We start from the raw sequence: 20,861 nt of genomic DNA, 5'->3' as shown, positions 1-20,861 counted from the left end.
AAGCTGATTATCAAGCAACATCATCGAATGGCATTGCAAATTGCACTAAAAAGACACAATGTGAACCTAATTAAGGTTTAAAACGGATCAGCCGACAATTTTGTTGTTCGGTCCAAAACAGGGGAGGGCTCATGTCAGATGTCTGGCAAGACACCATCACCACAGCTGAAACAATTCGCCGTGAATTCCATGCCAATCCCGAAATGGGCTGGCAGGAACATCGCACTGCGGCACGTGTGCGCGAAATTCTCAGCGCGCTGAATATTAGTTGGCGCACATGCGCCGGCACCGGTACGGTCGGTATTCTCAACCCCAATGGTTCGGCGGCGCATATCGCTCTTCGGGGTGATATGGATGCCTTGCCAATTCATGAAGCGACGTTAAAAGCCTGGAGCTCGATGAATGATGGATGTATGCATGCCTGTGGTCATGATGGCCATACTGCGACTTTATTAGCGACGGCAAAATGGCTTAAATATCACGAAGCACAACTGAAAGGCCCGGTCAGCCTGATTTTCCAGCCCGCCGAAGAAGGTGGGCATGGTGCAAGAGAAATGATTAAGGATGGCGCACTGGATGGGGTTGACGAGATATATGGCTGGCATAACTGGCCGGCAATTCCGTTTGGTCAGATGCTTTGTCCGGATGGTCTGGTCATGTGTGGTAACGGCACATTTAAAATAACACTGCATGGTCAAGGTGGGCACGCCAGTCAACCGGAGTTATGCCGCGATCCCGTATTAGCGGCCAGTGCCATTACTCTCAACTTGCAACAAATCATAAGTCGACGATTAGCGCCTCAGCAGGCCGCCGTTATCAGTGTGACTTCTATTGAAGCCATCAGTGCACCAACCGTCATTCCACAAAATGCGATTCTGGGTGGCAGCATCAGGGTCCCTGACAGGAAGATACGGGATGAGATATATCGACTGATTACCGAAATAAGTCAGCAAACTGCAGCAAGTTATGGCGTAGTCGCTGAGGTGGAACATTTCCCCCGCTACGATGCAACAATTAACCATCCCTTACAAGCCACACAAATGCGACGTTTATGGCAGGAGGTAAATGGTGCAGATTCACTGGATTTTGTCACAGCAACACCAATTATGGCCTCGGAAGATTTCAGTTATTACCTGCAACATATCCCCGGCGCATTTGCGCTGATTGGCAGTGATGACGGGCCTGAGCATCAGGTGCCCTGTCACAGTCCACATTACGATTTCAATGATCGTCTGATACCTGTGGTCACACGATTGTTTTCGCGCCTGGTTGGAGTTGGCGTCCCTGTTCCGGAGGAACTGCCCTAAATCGTCACAGTGACGTGTTCAAGAGGAGTATTTAATGAGTATATTTGAAGAAAGAGAGTCTGATATCCGAGCCTATTGCCGAGTTTATCCGGTGGTCTTTGATACGGCACTCAATGCACGGCAAACCGATGAAAATGGCAAAGAATACATTGATTTTTTTGCCGGTGCCGGGGTGCTGAATTTTGGTCATAACAATCAGCGTATGACAAAAGCGGTGGTGGATTACATCCAATCCAACGGTGTGACCCACAGTCTGGATATGCATACCACCGCCAAACGGCAATTTATGCAGCACTTCACTGATACTATTCTTAAACCTCGAAATATGCCGCATAAAATGCAATTTATGGGGCCAACCGGAACCAACGCGGTGGAAGCTGCCATGAAACTCGCCAGACGAGTCACTGGACGTCAGGATATTGTGGCCTTCAGTCATGGCTTTCATGGGATGACACTGGGCGCTTTGAGTGCGACGGCGAATCAATATTTCCGAAATGCGGCAGGTGTGCCGTTAAATCACGTCAAACATTTTGCTTTTGGTTGTGATGAAGTTTGTCCCGGTTGTGAATTAGGCTGTGGCATGAACAGCATCGAACAACTCACAGCAATCTATCAGGACAGCTCCAGCGGTATTGCTCCACCAGCAGCATTTTTACTGGAAACCATCCAGGCAGAAGGTGGTGTCAAGGTTGCTTCAAAGGAATGGCTGCAAGCCTTGCAAAAACTTGCAAAAGAAGTCGGAGCGTTGCTTATCATCGATGATATTCAGGTTGGGGTAGGTCGCACCGGTTCATTTTTCAGTTTTGATGATTTGGATATTGATCCGGACATTATTTGCCTGGCGAAAGGTATCGGTGGAATGGGTACGCCCATGGCGATGAACTTGGTTAAACCGGAGATCGATAAGCATTGGTCTCCCGGTGAGCATACAGGGACCTTCAGAGGCCAGGACATTTCCTTTATTGCCGGCGATCAGGCACTGACTTATTTTGATGATGAGGAGTTAATGGCTGAGGTAAAAGCCAATGGCCAAAAAATGGCTGAAGCATTGGCACCGCTTGCTGAGCGGCACTCTCAGATCAATGTCACCGGAAAAGGCATGATATTGGGATTAGACGTCGGCAGTGGTGACCGCGCCAAGGCGATAGTCAATCAGTGCTTTGATGCCGGATTGATGATTGCGAGCTGTGGCACTGGTGGAAGAGTGGTCAAGTTGATTCCGCCATTAACCACGCCACAAGCAGATCTCCAGGCAGGTTTGGATATTCTGGTGGAAGTGACTGAAAAAGTCATGCAGATGGAGGAAGCCGCATGAGACATCGCGATGACATGACTTTTCCCTTTGAAGAGTACGAGCGACGCCTACGCGAGTTACGTGAACGTATTGCCGAACGTCATATGGATGCAGTGGTGATTTCGGATCCGGAAAACATCATGTATCTGACGGATTATCAGACTACGGGTTACTCATTCTTCCAGGCACTGGTGGTGCCGCTGGAAGATGAACCGTTCATGATTACCCGTAAGCTGGAAGAATCGAATGTCATTCATCGGACCTGGGTAGAAATTACCCGGCCTTATCCGGATACCGGGGATGCCATTCAGATGCTGGTGGATGCACTACGTGAATTTGGCTTGGACAAAAAACGTATTGGTTATGAAAGGAACAGTTATTTCTTTCCCGCCTATCATCAGGATTGCATCCATACCACACTAACAGACGGTAAATTATTAGACTGTTTTGGCATTGTCGAGGAAGGCAGGGTCTGTAAATCGCCGATGGAAATTGCCTTGATGCAAAATGCAGCCAGAGCCACTGAAGCTGGTATGCAAGCAGGTATTGAAGCGGTGCAGGCGGAGGTCACAGAAAATGAGATAGGTGCTGCCATCAGCGCTGCAATGTTCAAAGCTGGCGGTGAGCCGCCAGCCGTGATGCCATATGTGACTTCTGGTCCACGGACCATGATAGGTCATGCTACCTGGGAGGGGCGTATTGTCCAACCGGATGAACATGTTTTTCTTGAAGTCGGCGGCTGTTATCGACGTTATCACACGGCAATGATGCGTACTATTGTTCTCGGTAAGCTGAGCCCGTCAATGTATAAGGCTCAGGAGATTATGAAAATGGCACTGGATGCCGTGCACAAGAATTTTCAGCCAGGCATGACGGTATCGGATGCCGATAATATGATCCGCAACATTATTACCAAAAATGATATCGGGGCGCGGCTGGTAACTCGCTCAGGCTATTCCATCGGTATTGCTTTTCCCCCAAGTTGGGACGAGGGGTATATCGTCAGTCTTAAACAAGGGGAATCTGCCGTGCTGAAACCGGGCATGACGTTTCATATTATTCCATGGATGTGGGGTGTTGATGGCGACAAAACCTGTGGCATTTCTGACACCATCCACATTACCGAAGATGGCTGCGAGTCATTCTTCACCATGGATAGAGACTTCGTGGTGAAAGCGGATCAAGGCAAACAAAAGCTCATTAGCCTGGATAACAAGCCTAAAAATGCAGCCAAAGCCGATAAACAAATTGAGCGCGCCCAGCAATCTGCCAGTTAAATAATAGAGGTTCCGATGTTAACAGCAACCAATCCGTATAGCGGAGACAAAATAGACAGTTTTCCGAGCTTGGATAAAAACGAAATGTATGCCCGGATCGGAGAGGCGAATGCCGCTTTTGCCGACTGGAGTGATCGCAGTTTCAGTGAACGTGGCGAAGTGCTTAGAGCTGTGGCTAAACAGTTACGTGCAGAAAAACATGATTTGGCACAATTGATGGCCTTAGAAATGGGAAAACCCATCAAAGAGGGCGTCCCCGAAGTCGAAAAAGCCGCTTTTTGTGCTGAATTCTATGCTGATAATGCTGAACGGTTTTTAGCCAGAGAGGAATTAGCTTCCGATGCATCATTAAGCTATGTCTGCTATCAGCCGTTAGGCACATTATTGGGTATCTTACCGTGGAATGCCCCGTTATGGCTGGCTTTCCGCTATTTGGCACCAGCTCTTATGGCCGGTAATACCTGTGTTGTCAAACATGATCCTCATGTGCCGCAAACGGCACAAGCGATTGCCAATGCCTTTCTAAAGGCCGGTGCACCTGAAAATATTATGGTGAATTTGCCGCTTGAAACACCGGAAGTGGAATTAGCTATTCGAGATCCTCGCATTATGGCGGTTTCATTTACCGGTTCGAGTGGTGCAGGCAAGAAAGTAGCCGAGATCGCCGGAAGTGAAATTAAACCCTGTGTACTCGAATTGGGTGGATCTGATCCCAGCATCATTCTGGCAGATGCCGATCTGGAGGCAGCGGCAGATGTGGTGACTTTATCGCGGATTATTAATGCAGGCCAATCCTGTATTGCAGCCAAGCGGATTATTGTCGAGGCTGAAATCTATGATCACTTTGTGGATTTACTGTTAACACGGCTGAGCAAATTGCAGCTGGGTGATCCCATGCAGCCTAATACTGATATTGGCCCGATTGCGCGTAAAGATCTGCAATTGAATCTGCACAGACAGGTGGAAGACACCGTTGCTGCAGGTGCGAAATGTCTATTGGGCGGCGAATTACCGGATACTGATGGGTTTTTTTACCCGGTAACATTGTTGACCGAAGTGACGCCCACAATGTGTGCGTTTCGTGAAGAAACCTTTGGGCCAATAATGGTGGTGATAAAAGCCGACGATCACGAACATGCACTCGAAATGGCGAATGACACCGAGTTCGGCCTGGGTGCCAGCGTTTGGACTAAAAATAGCCAACTGGCTTCCCATTTGGCGATGCAGCTTCAATCAGGTCAGGTGGCTATTAATGGTATTGTCAAAACAGATCCACGACTACCAAGTGGCGGCATAAAAGGATCAGGTTATGGTCGAGAACTGGGTCCGCACGGAATCCGTGAATTTGTGAATACCAAACAGGTTTGGATTAAGTAAGTTTGATAGAGAGAAGGGATGAAACAATTGTTTCATCCCTTTTTATTTACCGATGCGGTATTTCGTTAGCAATTTTTTCGGCCAACTTGTCCAGATTGTTGCCTAAGGCACGAACCAGCGCTGGATAACCATCCGCGGTCAGAGTGGTTTCAATCGTAAATGGCGACATTGTAATCAGGTTCCCCTGAGCATCCAGCAGTTGCCATTGTCCGCTGGTGATAGCCATACCGGCAAAATGACCCTGGAATTGTTCAATATCCAGCTGTAAGGTCCATGACGGCTGTTTAAGTCCGCGGTTATCTGATACCACCAAAGTCTTTTGAAGCTGTGAACTTAATCGGCTTCGCAGACCACGGCGGATTTGCTGTTCGAGGTTTTCTGCCCAGAGGTTCTCCTTGGCTTGATGTAGCGTGATATCGTCCAGTTGCAGCACAATGCGTTCACTGTCGAGAAATTCGGCGAGTTTTATCGAACCAATCACCAAAACCTTGTCAGTATTGGCTGAAACTTGCGTAGTGGCTTGTGAGTTATCAGGCAGAGTAAATTTTTGCGTATTAACTGGTTTGGACGCACAAGCCACCAGACTCAGCATAAACAGAAAACTAATGAACGATTTATTGAGGGTGATCAACATGGGATATCCTGATTATTCAGTGGGGGCTCTGGGTAAAGGGTCGCTGTTATCTCGACGATCAAAAATCAGTGCATTGGGTTGTTCGCCCAATGTTCTGGCTACTGGTTGAATGTCACGAAGCAATTTTTCCAGGCGTTGTAAGGTATTGGTCATCTCCTGATAAGCGGAGGAGTCGGGGGACAAGCCCTGCAGCGTGGTACGAATTTCTGCCAGTGTCTGATTGATATTGGCAGGAATTTCCTGCGTTTCTGAAGCATTGACCAAGGTCTGAATACTGGTCGTCAAATCACGGATTTCCTTCAGCATCGTTTCAGAGCTTTCCAGATTACGGTCCATACCCGTCAGAATCGGCTCAACTTCCAGTTGATTGAGTTTATCCAGCAAATTCGAGACCTTCAGTTCAATTTGAGCTAGTCCGGTTGAACTGGTTGGCAGAACCTGATGTCCTTCAAATGTTCTGGCAACGAACTCGTTGGTTTCATCACGCTGAAAGTTAAGGTCAACAAATAATGAACCGGTCAACAGATTACCTGATTTGAGTGTGGCTCTTAATCCAGCATTGAGCATTCGGTCAAAGCGGGCTCTCCATTCGTCGATATCGACTTTTTCAGTACCACCCAACCGCTGAGGTTCCAAACGAATCAAAACAGGAATCGCGAAGCCGCTTTGGGCATTGCGTTCAGGCGAGGTAAATTTCCACGGCACACTCGATACTGTGCCAATACGAATACCACGAAATTCAACTGGAGCACCCTTTGAAAGCCCGCGAACGGTATCCTCGATCAACAATACATATTCCAGATATTGTGTATAAGCTTCCTGCCGGGCACTTTCTTCATCACCATAGAGGGTATAAATGCTATCAGCCTGGGCTGGTGAACCCACCGGTAAATCTTCCAGCACCCCAAATGTAACGCCACCACCTAACAAGGCTTCTAATGAGGCAATATTCACTTTAAAACCTTCGGAATCGAGTTTTAAATCGACACCACTTGCGGACCAGAAACGGGTGCCCTCGGTCACCAGCACATCATAAGGACTCTCAATAAATAACTGATGCCGCATTTCTCGCTTTTCACTATCAAATTCAGCGCTTTCAACACGACCCACATTAAATCCCTGATAGGTGACGGGATCGCCAACACGCAGAGAGTTACCGAGTTGACTGATGAGGTTGATACGCAAGCCTTGCACACCCAGAGTTGAAATAGGCGGTTGTTCCAGAACCTCAAACTCACGTTGTTCGATACTGCTTTTACCGGGCTGTAATTGAATATACGCGCCCGAAAGAACTGTATTTAATCCGCTAATACCTTCCCGACCAATACGTGGCTTAACGACCCAAAACCTGGAATCATCGACCAGCATCGGTTCGGCCTCCGGGTTAATACGCGCAATGATTAAGGTGTGAGTTAAATCATCTGATAAACGCACCTGTTCAACCTGACCAATATCCACATTGCGCGTTTTAATCATGGTCTTGCCTGCTTCAATACCTTCAGCATTTGCCATGGTTAAGGTAATTCTGGGGCCGATACGACTGTAATTATCATAAATAAGCCACAAGCCAATCATGAACGCCACTATCGGTACGATCCAAATGGGTGAAAGTCGAGACTGTCTGCCAGACTTTGCTCGATGTTGATCAGTCAGGTTTTCGTCGTTAGAGACAGGTGAATCACTCATTCACAGTTTCCTTGGGGTGCTGTTTTTGCCTGTTTTGGGAGCGTCCCAAATCAGACGTGGATCAAATGTCATCGCCGCTAGCATGGTTAAAATGACCACAGCGCCAAATGCTAAGGCTGCCGGACCAGGTGTAATAGACATTAAGTTACCAGCACGGATTAACGCCACCAGTATAGCGACTACAAACAAATCTACCATGGACCAGCGACCAATAAATTCAGTGATTCGATATAAGTTAGTTCGAGTAGTAGCACTCAGATCACTGCTTTTACGCACGACATAGGACAGCCAGACTAAAGCCAGCATTTTGCATACAGGCACTAAAATACTGGCGAAAAAAATGACAGCGGCAATGGGCCATGAGCCTTTTTGCCACAAATCAATAATGCCACCAATAATCGTTGCCGGCTTGCTTTGTCCCAGCACGGTGGTCGTCATGATGGGGTAAACATTTGCTGGAATATACATCACAATGGCTGCAGCCAGTAATGCCCAGGTACGTTGTAAACTATGGGGTAAACGCAGATGTAAAGGTTCACCGCAGCGACGACAGTGGCCATGTCCAGATTTCGGGAGTTCATTAATCAGGCCACAGGTTGAACAACCCGCCAAGCCTTGAGACGCTGCTGTTTCACCAGTATGAATACCTTTAGGCGCCTGTGGTTCGCCAGCCAGCGAAAACCACATCCAATCGGCATCAATTGAGCGGGTTGTCATTAATAACAAAATCGCAAATACACAAAATGCCCAGAATGATTCGCCTAATTCAATATGGGCCATACCGGCAATTTTTATCAGACTGACCAAAGCAGCAATAATAAATACATCTGCCATCATCCAGGGATGCATATGTGATAAGGAGCGGGCGATGCCTCGACTGAATGGAAAGGGATCTGCTCTGAGTAAACCCAGTTGCAACCAGATCACACCGCTTAAATACACAGCCGGCAGTACTATGATAGTCAAGGCCACAATCAGTGCGACCAAAGGTTGGTGAAAACCAATCATGCTGGTGGCGGTTTGAGTCAGCTCAATATTGTTTGCAATACCTCTGGCTTCAAAACTGACGAAGGGGAATGAGACTGCCAATATCAAGGCAATAAGTGCACTAATGGCTAAGGCCATGCTGCGTTGCGCGGGACGAAAATGCCGACGGACCAGAATATGCCCACAACGTGGACAGGTCGCATGTTCACCTGGGCGCAAAGCCGGTAAGACCACAACCCAGTCACACTCATGACAAGCTCGCATTCTTCTTAATGACACACGGCTTTCCGGTGAAGCTGGGGCAATCTCAGCTGGCGTTTTATTGAGCGTGATGATTGGTTTCAATTCATTTTCCGTGACGTCAGTCAAGAAATTCAAGGGTTAGACAGGCATTATACGCATTAGCTATTGATATGGTGCTTAGGCAGGTTGAAGGACATTGAGTTCATACTTTTTGTCTACTTTACAGCAATATGATTATCTATAGTCGAATGAAAAAGGGTGTGTACAAAGCCTTTTTAAATGCATGGAGGGAATAACCTGTCATCTCCATGGTGTTCAATTCTGAAAGAGAGGTGTACGTGAAAGATATTTTGTTTTTCGATTCCATGCTTACCCCAAAAATCATTACTCTGGTTTACTGGTTATTATTAGGTGCCGCTTTGGTTTCTGGACTGGGCATGATGTTCGCGGGAGGTTTTGGCAGTTTGTTGATGGGAATAATGACTGTGCTGGCGGGTGCCGTAGGAGCCCGCATATGGTGTGAATTATTGATCGTCTTATTTAAAATCAATGAAAACATGAAAAAACTGGCGGATAAATAAGTGACACAAAAAAAGGGCTCTTATAGAGCCCTTGAATTGTTGAGGCATGACCGATCGATCAGACTTTTTTTACAAACTGTGATTTCAGTTTCATGGCACCAATACCATCTATCTTGCAGTCAATATCATGATCGCCATCAACCAGGCGGATGTTTTTGACCTTTGTGCCGACTTTTACTACCAGCGAAGAACCTTTTACTTTTAAATCTTTTATCACTGTAACCGTATCGCCATCCTGCAAAATATTGCCATTGGCATCGCGAATTTCATCTGAGTATTCACTCTTATCCGTCGTTGTATCCGCCGTCCACTCATAAGAGCATTCTGGACAAATTAAAATATGGTCATCTTGATAGACATAGTCGGAATCACATTTCGGACAATCAGGTAAATCGCTCATTTTACACTCCAGACCATATTGGCATAGCGCGCTATAGTACGCCAGCAGGCGTTTTTTTGCTGATAAATGCGCTTTAACCCCCGCCTAATTGTCTGATGTTGCAGTTAGACCACAGACAGGTTTGCATCTTTTGTGTCATGAATTAGGGGACTCCTTGACCACCACTGCTATTTTGCTCAGTCTGCAATTCACGCACCGGACGGATCTCGATACTGCCGTATCGTGCTGGTGGAATATTTCCGGCCAGCTGGATAGCTTCATTGATATCGCGAGCATCTAATAGATAAAACCCGGCAAGTTGTTCCTTGGTTTCAGCAAAAGGACCATCAGTAACCGTCACTTTGCCATTGCGTACCCGAACTGTAGTGGCCGTCTCGACCGATTGCAATGCTGAGCCATCCAGCATATGCCCACTGCTTCGCAGCTTTTCACCACAAGCCATACATTCCTGATTGAGGCTGTCCCATTCCTGCTGGGACATTTTATTCATGATTTGTTCCTGGTAATACACCAAAGCCAGATATTTCATTTGAATCTCCCGATGGTTTATTAATAGTTTTCTAGGCTATTAAAGATAATCAGACTGCACATTGACCACAATTAATCATCCATGGTGTACCGAACCGGTCCACCAACATGCCAAAACGTTTGGCCCAAAATGTGGGTTCGAAAGGCATCTGTACATTGCCACCTTCGGCCAACTGATTAAACGTGGTTTCAGCCTGATTTTCATCTGCAAAAGCAAGCTGAACATGAAAACCTTGTGGTTTTTCAAACATGCCGGGCGGACAATCCGAACCCATCAATATCCAATTGCCGACCTGAAGTGAGATATGCATGATTTTGTCAGCGAACTCGGCAGGCATTTCATCCGCTATGGGCGATTCGCCTCCACTCATCATCATGACGATATCGCCACCCAGCACTTCGGCATAGAATTCAAAAGCCTCGCGGCAGTTACCATCAAATAATAGATAAGAGCTGGTGGAAAGCGGTTGCTTACGGAGTTTTTGTTCAAGCTCAATATGTTTCTGTAAACCCGGCCCATCCGCAAAATCACTTAACTCATAAAGTTGTCTGAGTTCCAGTTCAGCATTGCCATCAGCATCTTCCACTGGCCAGCGTGTGGCCCAATTGATAGCTTCCTGTCTGGAGTCGACTTCAATAACGGTATAACCGGCCAGTAATTCTTTGGTTTCAGTAAACGGGCCATCGCTGATAATTGGTTTGCCCTGCTGGAATTTAATACGCACTCCATCGCGGGTCGGTTTTAAGCCTTCACCAGCTCTTAGTACTCCGGCTTGAGCCAGTTGCATATTGTAGTCACCCATGGCGGATAATAATGCTTCATTCGGCATCACACCGTTTTCAGTATTGGCATCAGCCTTACGTAAAATCATAAATTTCATGGTTTGCTCCTTACCAGGCCGATTCTGGTGTGAGATGAAACATCGCTTTGCCGGTTTCCATATCAAACGGTAATGAAAAATGCTCATGAATAATCAGCCATTGGCTGTTTCTTTTTTGATAAATCTGAGTGCCTCGAACCCAACCGACCTGTTCTTGGCCAGTTTTTTCATCCATTCCGCCACATTGATTCAGAAAAGCACATACCGCCAGCTCACCATCCACATGAATATCAAGTTGACCAATCTCAAACTGCGTCATCTTGCACATTTGTAAACAACGCTGCCAATGCGCCTGGTATTTGCTGCGAGAGATAAATTGCAGTTCTGCAATCGCATCAAAAGCACGGACATCTTCGGCGTAACACGCCATGATATTTTCAATATTCTGACTGATCACTGCCTGTTTCCAAGTCTCAACTTGTTTTTCAACTTCAGTTTTAATGTTCATCTCTTTCTCCTGTTCAAAAAGACCCAATAAGATTGGCCTTATCAATTAGTCGAATAAGCACACGAAAAATCGACAATCAGAAATAAATACAGATTTTTCTATTTGTGCCGATAACCAGAAAATCCACGTTGTCTGGAGTTGCTCTTAATTCAGGTTATGGAGATGTCCTATAAGCACCATAAAATGTTTCAGTTAACTGAATTCAAGCAATCAGAATTTGTGAACCAATACCTCATCTAAAACACTACCCGTGCTAGCATTTCGTAGGGTCTATCAGGGAAGATAATTAGATAATTACCTAAGTAAATCTAAAGAAGGGTTTTCCGTGGGGCTAAAGAAGTTGAACATCACTTCACAAAAGGCAATGACATTAATTGAGCTAATGTTGGTCATCGCTGTGCTTGGAGTCATAGTGACTATCGCGATTCCAAGCTACCGTAGTTATATTGATAAAACTAATAATGCTTTGGCTGCTTCCCAACTTGTGGCCATTAAATCAGTGATTGAACGCTTCTACCTGGAGAAACATCGTTATCCTGCGACTTTATTGGAGATCGCCGCCACTCTGCCTAACAATGGACTCGATCCGTGGGATAACAAATATGTTTATTTAAATATTGCTGATAATTGGCCTCAATCCAGAGGGCCTTCCAGAAAAGATCGCAACATCAATCCAATTAATACGCAATATGATCTGTACAGCATGGGTAAAGATGGTCTGACCAAAAAGCAGGTATCTCAAAAAGATAGCCTAGATGACATTATATTGGCGCGTGATGGAAGATTTATTGGACTTGCGGCGGACTTTTAGGACGGACACAACTTGATGATAAAACACTCCCGCCAGCGTAATAAGGTTGCTCAAAGGATTTTATGGTCTTTTGTAATCGCTTCCTTAATACCGGTAGTGATTTTAGGAGTTTTGTCTTTTCATCAAGTCAGTCAGCAGTTGTACCAACAAACTTATAGCGTATTGCAAAACAGTAGCAAAGACTATGGTTTAAGGTTTATTGATCGTCTCGTGTTGGCAGAAAGTGCATTAAGGTTATTGGCAAACCGAATTGAACGATCAAGCAGAGGTTTACGTGACCAGAATTTGTTCAGGGATCAGAAACTACATAAACAGTTTAACGACTTGGCAATTATGACTAAAAATGGCCAAAGAGCGTCATTGTTAGGTGATACTCGGATGGTGCCATATTTAACAGAAGCAGAGATTGAAAAAGTACGTTCTGGATTAACACTTATTAAACCGGTGGATAGCGATGAGCTTGGAATTAAACAAATCTGGATCGCCTTAAACTTTAACGAAAACACTCCGGATGCCGGGATTTTAATGGCTGAATTACATCCTGAAACATTATGGGAGTTTGAAAATATTGGGATTAATCAGCTGCTGGTGTTGACAGATGTGGGGCAATCCTGGTTTAGCTCATTACCAAATACATTCCTTCCCAAGCCGCTCTTGACAGAGTTTTTAAACAAATTCAGCGGCAACTTTAATCACAAACTCGGAAACGAAGATTATCTTGGGGGATTCTGGCAAGCACCCTTGGGCAATATGTTCGCCTCACCGCATATAATTATTGTTCAAGCCCAACCAAAATCAGTTGCGCTTAATGCAATAGACTTTTTCACAAAGATTTATCCGCCGCTTGTTTTGCTGACAGTGTTAATTGTGGCATTTCTCAGCACCAAGTTAATTGCCAAATATCTTTCACCACTAAGCGTCTTGAAAAAAGCCACTGAGCGTGTCGCTGAAGGACAATTTGATTATCAGGTTGACATAAAAAGTAAAGATGAATTTGAAACTCTAGGTGATTCGTTTAATGAAATGACAAGTCGTTTGCGCAGTCAGTTTGAAATTCAGTCCACCATGGCGGAAATTGATCGCCAGATCTTGTCCTTATTAAATGCAGATGAAATCGTTGAAACAGCGTTAACCCGACTACCAGGAATTATGTTTAGCGATTTGATATCGATTGCCAAATTCGATGCAGATAAACAATTTATCAAAGCGGTGCATACTCGTCGTAATAATCAACATTTTGATTTGTTAGATCAATCACTTGAACTTACAGCGGAAGAGCTTGCGGATTTACAGAATAAACAGGGAGGTGTGCTTGAAGTCGAGAGTCATGATGATTTACCTGTTTATCTGAAACTATTAAAACTGACCGGGAACTGGCACTTTATGATTATTCCGGTGGTAATCAATGAAAATGTTTCTGCCACGATCAGTTTTGCTTATCAGCAAAACACGCCCATCAGCAAAGAACTTAAAACCATTGCCAGAAACTTTGGGGATCGTATTGCCGTGGCTTTATCGAATGCGGCTTGGGAAGAAAAACTGTTCCATCAAGCACATTTTGATGGTTTAACCGGTCTACCTAATCGTTTGGTTTTAAATGATAGATTGCAGCAGGAAATCGCCAGAGCAAAACGTGACTCAAAACAATTGGCCGTTTTGTTTCTTGACCTGGATCGTTTCAAAAATGTGAATGATTCTTTAGGTCATGCTGCTGGTGATGCATTACTGAAACAAATTGCCGAACATTTATCGAACAGTATTCGTACTACTGATCTGGTGGTTCGAATGAGTGGCGACGAATTTGTTGTATTGATTACTGATATTGATAACCCTGCGCTCATCAATAAGATTGCCGGAAAAGTTTTGAAAGCAGTGGATACCACAACGGTTGTTGCGGGACAATCAGTAAAATCCACGGCCAGCATGGGTATTGCAATATATCCTATTGATGCCGAAACATCAGAGGATTTGCTGAAACATGCTGATTCTGCAATGTATTATGCCAAAAATGATGGAAGGGCAAATTTTCGTTTCTATTCAGCAGAGATGACCGAAACGGCACTTGAAAATATTAAGCTTGAACATGAACTCAGAACAGCTATAAGCAAGGGCGAAATCATCGTCTATTACCAACCTAAATTTGATAGTGGTAAACAAATCATTGGTGCTGAAGCATTAATTCGTTGGAATCATTCTGAATTAGGCATGATTTCACCGGCCAAATTTATTCCGATAGCGGAGCAGTCCATGTTGATTGTTGAAATTGGTCGTTGGATGCTTGAACAAGTCTGTGAGTTTGTTAAATCATTTATTAACCTTGGAATTGAACCCGTGCCAATTTCAGTGAATATTTCTGGCGTGGAATTTGATCGTCCTGACATTGTAATCAAAACGGCTGAGATACTTAAACGTACACGTGTTAATCCGGATTTTATTGAGCTGGAATTAACCGAGAATGTTGCGATAGGAAATCGTGAGCTTTGTATTGAGAGAATGCATCAATTGAAAGCATTGGGCTTGAGACTGGCAATGGATGATTTTGGTACCGGTTTTTCATCATTATCCTATCTGCAGGATTTGCCATTGGATGTACTGAAAATTGATCAGCATTTTATTCGTGAGCTGGAAACCGGTATCAATAGTCAGGCAATAGTTAGAGCTATACTCGCACTGGCTGACGGATTACACATGAAGGTGATCGCTGAAGGAGTGGAGACTGAGGCCCAACTAATTTTTCTGCAAGAACATCAATGCCAGTTCTTCCAGGGGTTTTTGTTCAGCAGACCAATTCCGGCAAGCCAATTTGTCCAATTACTACTTGAAAAACAACCTATTTCAGCTTAGATAAAATTTAAATGGGTAATGTATCAATACGACGTTGTAGAAAGCGTTGTTCCGGCACTTGTTGCGTTAATTCAAGTGCTTGTTGATAGGCAATTTTAGCGTTAGAAAATTGTTGCAGTTGTCGGCATAAATCGGCTTTGGCTGCATAGATTAAATGATAATTATGCAGTTCTCCCTCCGCCAATAATCGCTCAATTCTGCTCAAACCCTGCTCAGGTCCATATACCATCGCTATGGCAACAGCTTGGTTTAATCGTACAACCGGAGAGTCGTTATATTGCAATAACGCATCATAAAGTCCGATGACTTGTTGCCAGTCTGTTTGCTTAAATGATCTAGCCTCTGCATGCACAGCGGCAATAGCAGCCTGTATGGTGAATGCGCCAAAATGCTGTGATTGCAAAGTCTGGATGACTAATTCACAGCCTTGCTGAATTTGTTGTTGATCCCATAAAGTACGATCTTGCTCTTCAAGCGTAATCAATTCTCCATCAGCATCTACTCTGGCATGACGTCGGGAGTCTTGTAGCAACATTAAGGCAAGCAAACCGTTTACTTCTGGTTCGGGCAATAAATGGGCTAACAGCCTGCCCAGTCTTATAGCCTCACTGGCTAAATCATGTTTAACCAGTAACTCGCCATGGCTGGCAGAGTAGCTTTCATTAAAGATGAGATAGATAACTTGTAATACCGATTGTAATCGCTCTGCTAGTTGATCTGTTTCAGGGACTTCATAAGGAATACCGGCTTCACGAATTTTATTTTTAGCGCGGACAATTCGTTGAGCTATGGTCGCAGGTTTCTGCAGGAATGCTCTGGCGACTTCTTCGGTCGTCATGCCACCGACTTCCCGTAACGTTAGAGCCAGTCGAGCTTCTTCGGACAAAGCGGGATGACAACAGGTGAATATCAAGCGTAATTGATCATCTTCAATTTGCTGCTCATCCAACACATTTTCATCTGCAGCCAGTTCATCGGTGAGAGTATCAAGAGAATAGTCAAAACGTGCCTGACGTCTGAGCTGGTCGATAGCTTTAAACCGAGCGGTGGAGATTAGCCATGCACGGGGATTCTCAGGAACGCCATCGATTGGCCATTTATGTAATGCAATCGCAAAGGCTTCATGCATCGCTTCTTCAGCTAAATCAAAATCGCCGAGTAAACGTATTAAAGTACTCAGAATCTGTCGCGACTCTGTATGGTAAACCTGATCAAGTAACCGCTTCATTTAGTCATTAACAGGCTGGCTGATCTAACCCAACCGACCCTTTATGGATTTTATAAAAGCTTCTTGGATAGGCATGTCACCCTCATATAATTCTTCAATCTGATTAACTGTTTCAGAATGATCCAGACATTGTAAAATGCAAGCAGCCACATTGGCCCGGGATATAGTTTGTTGGGCTTGATCTGTAGGGCGTGTCGTTGTGATCTTTCCGGTTAATGGCCCATCGGTTAATCTGCCTGGACGCAGAATAGTGTAGGGCAGATGGCTTTCCATAAGATGTTTATCAGCGAAATATTTGCAGATGTTGTAATGCTTAATAGCCTTAGTTCCGTGTTCAGGATCGCCAGCATCACGTGAACTGACCATGACAAATTGTTTGATATTATGTTGCTTGGCCTTATCAATCGCCTTACAGGCGCCCCATAAATCCACCAGAATTGTTTTATCAGCGCCGGTTTTACCGCCCGAACCAGCGGTAAACACCACTTTATCGCAATCAGCGAAGGCATCATCTGGCAGTTCGGCTTCTAAATCCGCGATGACGACTTCAGCGCCCTTATTTTCAAATTCGTCAGTCTGATCTGCATTACGCAGCATGACTTTAACCGGCATTTTCTGCTCAGTCATCATTTGAATAAGCAACTTGCCGATTTGGCCGTTGGCACCAATGATTAGCGTTTTATTCATGTTTCTCTCCTGTGGCTGAATCACGGGACGTTTCGGGTATTTAAGCGCAACCCAGAATGCATATTAAAACAGAGTATGGCGGGTATGACACAGAACTCAAGGGCGGGAAAGTTTGAGTTGGATTAAATCGCCTCCCAAGAAGAGAGGCGATAAAGATAGATTAAGCTGATGCGGAAGCTTGATAGTTTTCGATAAACGACTGCAGTCCTTGTTGAACTAAGTCATAGGTTTTATCAATATTACTGGCAATATCACCTTCGAGTACTTTCAGCCCACTTAGAATATCGCGGGCTTCTTTAAACCCCTGATCAATTCCGCTGCCTATCACCTTAACAAAGGATTCCAGTGCCTCATCTATAGGCATATCCTGGCGGGAGCTGTAATAGGCATCAAAAAAAGCCGTACTCATTTGTACAATGCGTTCTGAGGTGGCTTCCGGTGACACATCAATACCCTGTTCATAAGCTTTTTGGATCGCATTGTCACCAAATTCAGCTTTTAGAGAATCATTGATACCTTCCAAAGCCGTTTTGTAAAGCAGGGCCATGGCACCATCAGCATTGCCTTCACTGATATTAAAAGAGACTTGAAGGATCGATAAATTGAGCTTGCTATTGGATTCAGATACTGAAAACTTTTTTTCCTGAGCCAAAACGGAAACTTGCTGACCAAACGGACTCTCCTGCTTATTAACAGGATCTTTTGCCATTGAACTGACAGTTTGGCCAAACGGAGCAGTATTAATCGTCATTTTCTTGTCCTCAAATGGAACTACGCAATGGTTAGCGGCCCATCAACCATGGACTTTAATGTTAATTAAACGGATCGCCGTAAAGTTTCTCCGCCTCACGTATCGGTGTTAAAGCCAGTAGCCACCCTATTAACATGAAAATCAGCATTCCTATTAAGATTGCTTCAAACTGAACACCATCCTCAATTAAAAAGCCCAACACTGCGGGAGCCAGTCCAGTTGAAAACACCATAAAAGCTGATTTCACACTGCGTACACGCCCCAGGTGTTCACGTCCCCAGAGCACTACCAACAGGCTATCAACCACAGGTGAAGACATGCCAAGTGAAATACCGGCACCCACCATAAGAATTAAAATGCCGGCGTTGCCGCCCGCCAATACCGCCACAATAATCGCTAAAGCAAAAGGAGCCAGATAAAGTCGAGCTAGCAGAGCAACACCTAATTCATCTATCCAGCGACCCCCAAGTAATGCTCCCGGGAAGCGGGCAATTCCCATTAACGTTAAACCTAATGCATAAGCAGTGGTTGTTGCATTTAAATCTGTCGTCATTTGCGCCTGATAGATAAAAATACCGGTTAGCGTCACTGGCAAGGCCATCGTCAACGGAATAATCAGCCAGAAACGCTTTTCCAGCATAGGATTGGGTCCCTTAATTTTATTGCCACTGCTGTCACGTTTGATTTCGGGTGCATCCGGCCATTGGGCCATAAAGAGTAGAGATAACCAAATCAAAAAAATAACCACAGCCACAGCCCACCAGATTTGCTGCCAGCTCAGCCAACCCAGTAATAAAGCGATGATCGGCGCTAAGATAATTTCACCCAATGGCATGCCGAGGCTGACTAAACCTAAAGCTCTACCCCGGTTAACAGTAAATTCCCGGCCAGCCAGAGTACTGCCAAAATGGGTCATTAAGCCCTGACCACATAAGCGGACTAAACCCAAACCAATAACGGCTGGAATTAACCAGGGAGAGGTGGTCAATAAAATCACCCCCGTAAGCAATGCTGTCAGCACTAACAAGGCATAACGTCTCGGCGCGATCCAATCCAGTTTTTGGCCAAAATGTAATACCAGAAATCCACTCGTCATGGTCAGAGCAGCATATACCGCGCCAAATTCACCCGTTGACAGGTTTAATGAGTTGGCAATATCTGATTGAAACAGGCCGATAAAAAAGCTCTGGCCAAGGTTGCCTGTAAACAGTGCAATAAAACCAATAGCCAGCAAACCAAACTGGCTTCGGATCAAACTGAAATAGCTGTTCGCTTGAGAAGATGTCATAGATTCCAATGTAAGCAATAAACCGAATGGCCCTTTTCTGAGGGAAGAAAAGCAGATGTTTAAAAATTATAAAGCAGTGTGCCAGTGTGGGCGAATTATGGCGCATCAAGAAATGCCACAGGCTCTGTTACTTGGACATATTAAATTTACAATGAAATATTCGGGCATCGATCTGATGCCCGAATTAACGCCTCAGGCCGGGGTAAGCTTCAGGTGAGTTGGTCTTGTCAATTGAGCGGTTTATAGACGTAACAAGTTTTGAATGATTTCGTCTTCGGTTTTTCCCTGAGTGCGAAGATTGTAATAGTACTGACAAAGTGCCGAGAAACTGTGTGGGGTTTGCAAAGTTGGCAGCCTGTTAAACCATTCGAGAAGATTTACAGCGGTTTCGTTGATATGATGTTCAAGTAGCATATCTTCAAGCTGTGCTGAGCGGTTGGCAATCATTCGATGACTTTCGTCAAATCTGTCGGCAGCAGTGATTAAAAGTTTTGCGGCACGTTCTATTTCAGCTTGTTCGTCTTTTACTTCTGCTCGACTACGTTTAACAAGCCATTCTTGAGGTGACATGTCAACTTGTCCATCGAGCCAAAGCGGGATGACCGGTTCATCTGCAATTGGTGCAGCATCCATAGCCGGAATATCATCATTTTGGTCACAGGCGCTCAGCGAAAACATAAGCAGCGAACCAAAAAATAATAGTGACAAGAAAACAAAAGGTCGCTTAAACATATAGACTCCAGATAGGGTGTAGCTGATTATCAGCAACAACAGGGCATACTAGAATGCTAGATGGAAAAGCACATCAGAGTTAATCCTGATTTGTTAGGGAAGATGTCACAAGCTGGTAAAATTTAATCGGGTAACTTGGATTTGTAAGAGGATTTTTTATGTTTATTGAACAATCTGGGGTTTTTTACGATAAATGCCCAGATCCAGCGTTCGAGGAAGGATTTGGCCTGTGCTTTTTTCAAATATCCATAGCCCAATATTGAAATAATCAGTGCACCGATCGCATCGACAATTAAATCATACATGGTATCCGTCAGGCCCGAATGATCACCAAACATGGGTTTTTGCATGTTGGTGCCGAAAATCTGATCCATCGAAAATTCAAAAATTTCCCATAAAGCGCCCATGCCTAACGCGAACATAAACGCAAAAAACGCCACAAATCCAGGCTGCATTTGCGTTTGTAAACTGTCATTTTCATTTATCAAATACACAAGTAAAAAGCCCGTTATGCCTAGCAAGAATCCTGAGGTGGTATGCAGCGCAATATCCCACCACCAGAACTTGGTGTAATAACTATGTACTTCGCCTAAAAAAATGGATGCAAAAATAAAACCGATAGCCATCAGTTGAAACACGGAAGGCACATTGACATTGAACCTTTTGGCAAGAAGTATGGGGAATAGGGTGAGGATGATAATGCCGGTCGTCATCGCGACGTTGAGCCATTGTTGTTCCCAAACGGCTCCTGCCAGGCCCAGAAATAACCAAAACTGCAAGGCCAGAGTTAACTTTCGAGGCATGGATTTGCTGGGCATATAGGCTCCGTTTCAGCTGATATGATTCATTAAATGAACTGTATGGATTTAATTGGAAT

At 44.8% G+C, this 20,861-nt stretch carries 20 protein-coding genes; 7 read left to right on the top strand and 13 right to left on the bottom strand.

The genetic code is table 11. The features are described from left to right. The first annotated feature begins 131 nt into the window (after positions 1-131). Genes doeB2 through LGT40_RS15755 form a run of 4 tightly spaced genes read left to right on the top strand, consistent with a single transcriptional unit; the run spans position 132 to position 5,255 of the window. Positions 132-1,307, top strand: a complete 1,176-nt coding sequence (doeB2, locus tag LGT40_RS15770) for a N(2)-acetyl-L-2,4-diaminobutanoate deacetylase DoeB2 (RefSeq protein ID WP_226073403.1) — start codon at positions 132-134, stop codon at positions 1,305-1,307. Positions 1,308-1,341: 34 nt separating this feature from the next. Beyond that, positions 1,342-2,622 (top strand): aspartate aminotransferase family protein, encoded by a 1,281-nt coding sequence (locus LGT40_RS15765; protein ID WP_226073405.1) that lies wholly within the window; start codon positions 1,342-1,344, stop codon positions 2,620-2,622. Then, positions 2,619-3,878 carry an ectoine hydrolase gene (gene doeA / locus LGT40_RS15760; RefSeq protein WP_226073407.1) on the top strand — a complete coding sequence of 420 codons (1,260 nt, stop codon included), beginning with the start codon at positions 2,619-2,621 and terminating at the stop codon, positions 3,876-3,878. Before LGT40_RS15765 ends, doeA begins: the two co-directional genes overlap by 4 nt. A gap of 15 nt (positions 3,879-3,893) precedes the next feature. Next, positions 3,894-5,255: an NAD-dependent succinate-semialdehyde dehydrogenase gene (locus tag LGT40_RS15755; protein WP_226073409.1), complete on the top strand. Its 1,362-nt coding sequence runs from the start codon at positions 3,894-3,896 to the stop codon at positions 5,253-5,255. A 46-nt stretch (positions 5,256-5,301) separates the two neighbouring features. On the opposite strand, the gene LGT40_RS15750 is transcribed toward LGT40_RS15755, so the two are convergent. From LGT40_RS15750 to LGT40_RS15740, 3 genes are read right to left on the bottom strand one after another with little or no spacing between them, the layout of a single operon-like run. Further along, positions 5,302-5,889, bottom strand: a complete 588-nt coding sequence (locus LGT40_RS15750; protein ID WP_226073411.1) for a PqiC family protein — start codon at positions 5,887-5,889, stop codon at positions 5,302-5,304. Positions 5,890-5,901: 12 nt separating this feature from the next. Beyond that, entirely contained in the window at positions 5,902-7,575 is a 1,674-nt protein-coding gene (gene pqiB / locus LGT40_RS15745) for an intermembrane transport protein PqiB (RefSeq protein ID WP_226073413.1), read from the bottom strand. Continuing rightward, positions 7,576-8,907 (bottom strand): paraquat-inducible protein A, encoded by a 1,332-nt coding sequence (locus LGT40_RS15740; protein ID WP_226073422.1) that lies wholly within the window; start codon positions 8,905-8,907, stop codon positions 7,576-7,578. It lies immediately after the preceding gene. A gap of 236 nt (positions 8,908-9,143) precedes the next feature. On the opposite strand from LGT40_RS15740, the gene LGT40_RS15735 reads away from it, so the two are divergent. Further along, entirely contained in the window at positions 9,144-9,386 is a 243-nt protein-coding gene (locus LGT40_RS15735) for a DUF4282 domain-containing protein (protein WP_226073424.1), read from the top strand. 58 nt (positions 9,387-9,444) lie between these two features. Here the strand turns inward: LGT40_RS15735 and LGT40_RS15730 are convergent, their stop codons facing one another. From LGT40_RS15730 to LGT40_RS15715, 4 genes are all read right to left on the bottom strand, one after another. Then, the gene (locus tag LGT40_RS15730; protein ID WP_226073426.1) at positions 9,445-9,786 is read right to left on the bottom strand and encodes a zinc ribbon domain-containing protein YjdM; all 342 of its coding nucleotides are present in this window, start codon (positions 9,784-9,786) and stop codon (positions 9,445-9,447) included. Positions 9,787-9,928: 142 nt separating this feature from the next. Further along, on the bottom strand, positions 9,929-10,315 hold the full coding sequence (locus LGT40_RS15725) for a YciI family protein (protein ID WP_226073429.1): 387 nt from the start codon (positions 10,313-10,315) through the stop codon (positions 9,929-9,931). Between the two features lie 49 nt (positions 10,316-10,364). Continuing rightward, on the bottom strand, positions 10,365-11,195 hold the full coding sequence (locus tag LGT40_RS15720) for a YciI family protein (protein ID WP_226073431.1): 831 nt from the start codon (positions 11,193-11,195) through the stop codon (positions 10,365-10,367). A 10-nt stretch (positions 11,196-11,205) separates the two neighbouring features. Beyond that, the gene (locus tag LGT40_RS15715) at positions 11,206-11,643 is read right to left on the bottom strand and encodes a YybH family protein (RefSeq protein ID WP_226073433.1); all 438 of its coding nucleotides are present in this window, start codon (positions 11,641-11,643) and stop codon (positions 11,206-11,208) included. 325 nt (positions 11,644-11,968) lie between these two features. Here LGT40_RS15715 and LGT40_RS15710 point away from each other — a divergent pair, with 325 nt between their 5' ends. After that, positions 11,969-12,454, top strand: coding sequence for a type IV pilin protein (locus LGT40_RS15710; RefSeq protein WP_319000270.1), 486 nt, complete (start codon positions 11,969-11,971; stop codon positions 12,452-12,454). A gap of 111 nt (positions 12,455-12,565) precedes the next feature. After that, complete coding sequence (locus LGT40_RS15705; RefSeq protein ID WP_226343219.1) at positions 12,566-15,298, top strand: bifunctional diguanylate cyclase/phosphodiesterase; 2,733 nt, start codon at positions 12,566-12,568, stop codon at positions 15,296-15,298. Positions 15,299-15,305: 7 nt separating this feature from the next. Here the strand turns inward: LGT40_RS15705 and LGT40_RS15700 are convergent, their stop codons facing one another. The 6 genes from LGT40_RS15700 to LGT40_RS15675 form a co-directional block, all read right to left on the bottom strand. After that, positions 15,306-16,526, bottom strand: a complete 1,221-nt coding sequence (locus tag LGT40_RS15700) for an RNA polymerase sigma factor (RefSeq protein ID WP_226073437.1) — start codon at positions 16,524-16,526, stop codon at positions 15,306-15,308. A gap of 24 nt (positions 16,527-16,550) precedes the next feature. After that, a complete protein-coding gene (locus tag LGT40_RS15695) occupies positions 16,551-17,213 on the bottom strand; it encodes an SDR family oxidoreductase (RefSeq protein ID WP_226073439.1) in 663 nt (220 codons plus the stop codon). 160 nt (positions 17,214-17,373) lie between these two features. Continuing rightward, positions 17,374-17,964 carry a DUF5610 domain-containing protein gene (locus tag LGT40_RS15690; RefSeq protein ID WP_226073441.1) on the bottom strand — a complete coding sequence of 197 codons (591 nt, stop codon included), beginning with the start codon at positions 17,962-17,964 and terminating at the stop codon, positions 17,374-17,376. A 61-nt stretch (positions 17,965-18,025) separates the two neighbouring features. Further along, a complete protein-coding gene (locus LGT40_RS15685) occupies positions 18,026-19,252 on the bottom strand; it encodes an MFS transporter (protein WP_226073443.1) in 1,227 nt (408 codons plus the stop codon). 240 nt (positions 19,253-19,492) lie between these two features. Continuing rightward, positions 19,493-19,984: a hypothetical protein gene (locus LGT40_RS15680; protein WP_226073446.1), complete on the bottom strand. Its 492-nt coding sequence runs from the start codon at positions 19,982-19,984 to the stop codon at positions 19,493-19,495. A 122-nt stretch (positions 19,985-20,106) separates the two neighbouring features. Further along, positions 20,107-20,802 (bottom strand): DUF2238 domain-containing protein, encoded by a 696-nt coding sequence (locus LGT40_RS15675; protein WP_226073448.1) that lies wholly within the window; start codon positions 20,800-20,802, stop codon positions 20,107-20,109. Between the last annotated feature and the right edge of the window lie 59 nt (positions 20,803-20,861).

Source organism: Methylophaga pinxianii (assembly GCF_020447225.1).
Lineage (GTDB): Bacteria > Pseudomonadota > Gammaproteobacteria > Nitrosococcales > Methylophagaceae > Methylophaga > Methylophaga pinxianii.
This window is presented reverse-complemented; position numbering and strand designations above follow the sequence as displayed.